Source organism: Acinetobacter sp. UNC436CL71CviS28 (assembly GCF_000620525.1).
In the GTDB taxonomy this organism is placed as follows: Bacteria; Pseudomonadota; Gammaproteobacteria; order Pseudomonadales; family Moraxellaceae; genus Acinetobacter; species Acinetobacter radioresistens.
In genome coordinates, this window is record NZ_JIBB01000076.1 from 1 (window position 1) to 3,002 (window position 3,002).

Consider the following 3,002-nt stretch of genomic DNA (forward strand, 5'->3'; position numbering starts at 1 on the left):
CCCATGTGAGAGTAAGTCATCGCCAGCTCATTATTCTAAAAAAGCCCCCTCATCGAGGGGGCTTTTTTATGCTTTGATTTTGAAATAGAAGGGGAATTAGCCATCGCGATGCTGGCAATGGCTGATAGCCCGGTTTAAGCGGCTTCTAGTTCTTTTAAAATTGCTTCATTAAATTCAGGCAGGTCTCCTGGATTACGTGAAGTAATTAAAATCCACCCGTGGGCCTTGCAATAGGCCACCGCTTCATCTTTCCATAATCCACCTGCATTTTTCAGGTCCAGTTCCAGGCTTTGATAACCAGTAACGGTTTTACCTTCAATTCGCCCGGCATTAATTAATGTCCAAGGTGCATGACAGATCATGGCAATGGGTTTACCGTTATCTGTAAAATGCTGAATGAGTTGTTGCACCTGTTCATTAATGCGCAGGGTGTCAGCATTTACCGTACCGCCTGGTACAATCAGAATGTCATAATCGATCGGATCGACCTTTTCAAAAGTACTATCAGGTGTGTAGGCTGGTCCAGGTTCTTTATCACCTTTCATGGTCTGTACTTCTTCATTTTTTTCGGCAGCATGAATTGCTTCAATGCCTTTACTCTTCAAAAATTCAAGCGGTTTAATCAGCTCGTCATGTTCTACACCGGCATTTGAAGTAATAATTAATGCTTTTTTTGCCATGTTTCTGAACTCCTTACTGGTTTTATATTTCTTTAGATTAGTCGAGTTTTATAGAACCCCCTATAGCAGTTCTTAAGCAGCTTTGTATAAAACAGATACAGTTTCAAATTTATTTACATTCATTTTTACGACTCATTTAAAAAGCCCTACTAAAAGCAGGGCTTTTTAAATACTGTGTTTTATTCAGCATTAAACTGTCTAATTTAAGTAATAATCATTGTCAATTTCAGTGATTCAGGCTTCCCGTACTTCTGGCTGTAATGCTACTTTGAGTAATCCATTATGTATGAAACGGAGTTTATCCAATACTGTATCGGATAAGGTAAACGGATAAGCGTCTTCAAGCCCCATACTGCGATTAAGTGCATTTAAGCTATAGCTCAAAGCAAACCAGTTAATCAGGGTCTGTTCAAAGTCCTGTGAGCCAATAGGAGATTCTTTAAACTTCATGGCAGGGTCAGATGGACGGTTAGGCTCTAACCTTAGACCTGCATGATATGCGGTATCGAGCGTATCCATCATATGTAGGTAATGCGCCCAGGTTTCCGCCCAATCTTCCCAAGGATGTGCAGAGGCATATTGGCTAATATAGCTCTCACTCCAGTTCTCTGGTGCGCCCTGTTCATAATGATGCTCTAAGGCCTTAGCGTAGTCCTGTCTTTCATCACCAAACAGCTGGCGAAATTCTTCCAGCCATTCCGGATAAGTATGGGTCAGCAGATCAAAATAATAATGGCCGCTTTCGTGACGGAAATGGCCGAGCAGGGTGCGATAATTTTCACCCATGTTAAGCCGTGTCCGTTCACGATGCACTACATCCGCTTCTGAAGCATTTAAGGTAATCACACCATCAGCATGGCCAGTCATCACAGACTCATGCGGAAGGGGCATCAGGAAATTGAAACGCAGGCCATAACGGTCATGATCATCTGTTTTCGGACGCGGCAAGATATTCATCTGCTGGGTTAGATATAAAAATCTGCGTTTGGCCTGTTCTAATGCTCCCCAATACTGTTTATTTTCGGGAATGGATAGATCCGGAATCTTATGGGTTAACTGACACGAAGGACAATACATATTCGGGTCATCTACCGGAATCATCCAGTTGCAGACCTGGTGGTGAACGTAGTTATAACAGGGTTTATAGTCCGGCTTGGAGTCCTTGGGATCCACATGTTGCCAAAGCTGGTCATTAACTGGCTTGAAAGTACCCATTATTTTCTTTTCGACAATATAGCCTAGAGCGGCTTGGCACTTTTCGCAGTAGATATTATTAAAGAAAACTTGGTTCTGGCATTGTTGGCAATAGAAGATTTTCATTGCTTACTCAGTATGCATAGGTGATGACAACCAGTAATGAAGTTTTATTGGCTGGCCGTCTGGATGTTCTTGTTAAAAATGTGCTTCTAATCCTAGATATGGACCTTTGAACTCGAATTTCAGATCATTATCTTCATAGTCATCCAGGTCGATACTCAAACTACGGTAGCCAACTTTTGCACCTAAATCAACGAGCAGACTGTCAATTACGTTATATTTTATTTCAGCTTGTAGATCAGTTATTTTGGCATCATTAACGTTAGTATAAATACCTTCTGCCTGAGCACTTAGACCAGTAAAGGGAAGTTTGGCCTGCACCAGACCATAAAGTACCGGGTAGGTCTCATCAATGTCGAGGGTATTTAGCCCTACAGAAGAAATTTTACCATCAAGAAAACGTGCTCCCACACCGACATCAGCACTGATAATATTGTCGAGTATCTCGTAATATAAAATAGCATCAGTCTGATCTAGATCTACTTCATGTAATGGTACACCGGCAAGCTCATTTTCTGTCTGACTGTTTAAATTAACATATTTAAGTTTGGCATTCGGTATCAACGGTACAGGATGTTCAATAGAAAGCGACAGCTGAGGGCTACCTTTTTGGTCAAGGTCCTGATCATTAAGGTTCTGTTGGTTGCGGTTGAGCTGGCCATCATAGAACCAGTAATCTATACCGGCTTTTGCACCAATGATATCTGCATGGCTAAGCTGGGCTAGGCTGACCATTAATGCAATACCTGAATATTGAAAAAACTTCATAAGGTCCCTTTTATAATGATGAAAAAGCAAATTAAAAACCGGAGCAGTAAAAAGTGTTTTTTTACTATTTCTACGGGTAATAGAGCGCATCATATAGCAAACTTTATTTGATGACTTATATTTAAATGTAGAGTCAGCAAGAGAAAAATATTGGGTTATATTGGATAAAACAGAAAATTTTTAATAAGATTTTTCTCTGTACACGACAAAAATAGATAACTCATTGAAATAATGTCA

The 3,002-nt window shown here is 40.5% G+C and carries 3 protein-coding genes; all 3 read right to left on the reverse strand.

Annotated elements, in window-relative coordinates; genetic code table 11:
• Window positions 1-134: 134 nt before the first annotated feature.
• The 3 genes from N518_RS0115005 to N518_RS0115015 all read right to left on the reverse strand — a co-directional run bounded on the left by N518_RS0115005 (window position 135) and on the right by N518_RS0115015 (window position 2,765).
• The gene (locus N518_RS0115005; protein ID WP_005023879.1) at window positions 135-680 is read right to left on the reverse strand and encodes a type 1 glutamine amidotransferase domain-containing protein; all 546 of its coding nucleotides are present in this window, start codon (window positions 678-680) and stop codon (window positions 135-137) included.
• Between the two features lie 234 nt (window positions 681-914).
• Complete coding sequence (locus tag N518_RS0115010; protein ID WP_005023883.1) at window positions 915-2,000, reverse strand: zinc-binding metallopeptidase family protein; 1,086 nt, start codon at window positions 1,998-2,000, stop codon at window positions 915-917.
• 72 nt (window positions 2,001-2,072) lie between these two features.
• Window positions 2,073-2,765: a TIGR04219 family outer membrane beta-barrel protein gene (locus N518_RS0115015; protein ID WP_005023885.1), complete on the reverse strand. Its 693-nt coding sequence runs from the start codon at window positions 2,763-2,765 to the stop codon at window positions 2,073-2,075.
• Window positions 2,766-3,002: the final 237 nt, after the last annotated feature.

What these genes read in the sequence shown, in the direction of transcription:
- N518_RS0115005 (WP_005023879.1), bottom strand. Translation starts at nt 680, where the DNA reads ATGGCAAAAAAAGCATTAATTATTACTTCAAATGCCGGTGTAGAACAT.
- N518_RS0115010 (WP_005023883.1), bottom strand. Translation starts at nt 2,000, where the DNA reads ATGAAAATCTTCTATTGCCAACAATGCCAGAACCAAGTTTTCTTTAAT.
- N518_RS0115015 (WP_005023885.1), bottom strand. Translation starts at nt 2,765, where the DNA reads ATGAAGTTTTTTCAATATTCAGGTATTGCATTAATGGTCAGCCTAGCC.